The sequence below is a fragment of the Psychrobacter sp. TB20-MNA-CIBAN-0197 genome (genome assembly GCF_040309765.1).
Taxonomy (GTDB): domain Bacteria; phylum Pseudomonadota; class Gammaproteobacteria; order Pseudomonadales; family Moraxellaceae; genus Psychrobacter; species Psychrobacter submarinus.
The window spans coordinates 1-277 of record NZ_JBEOPC010000476.1 but is presented as its reverse complement, the minus strand read 5'-3'; the positions used below and the strand labels follow the sequence as shown (position 1 = coordinate 277).

Here is a 277-nt window from a genome sequence, read left to right as displayed (position 1 = left end):
GCTCTGAAGATGTTATGTGATAAATTCATACGTCGTCATCTTCCTTAAACAGCTGCTCCGAAAAGTCAGGAAAATCCAAATCCTCATCCGGCTCTGAGAGGTAATGTACTTGAGCTGATTTACTGGTATCAATCTCAACTGGCTTATAAGCTCGTGTTTTGCGTTCTTTGGCCTTTTCATCAGCTCGATTATCACGGATATTGCGTATTCGTTCAGCATCTGACAAACCAGTTTGTTTTGGTGCTATTTTTTCTGCTTGTTTAACAACACCTATTAC

At 40.1% G+C, this 277-nt stretch carries 1 protein-coding gene; it reads right to left on the bottom strand.

Annotation, left to right across the window (positions count from 1 at the left end):
- Positions 1–25 precede the first annotated feature (25 nt).
- On the bottom strand, positions 26–277 hold a 252-nt coding region (locus AAEY83_RS14570; RefSeq protein WP_502945185.1), incomplete at its 5' end, for a hypothetical protein.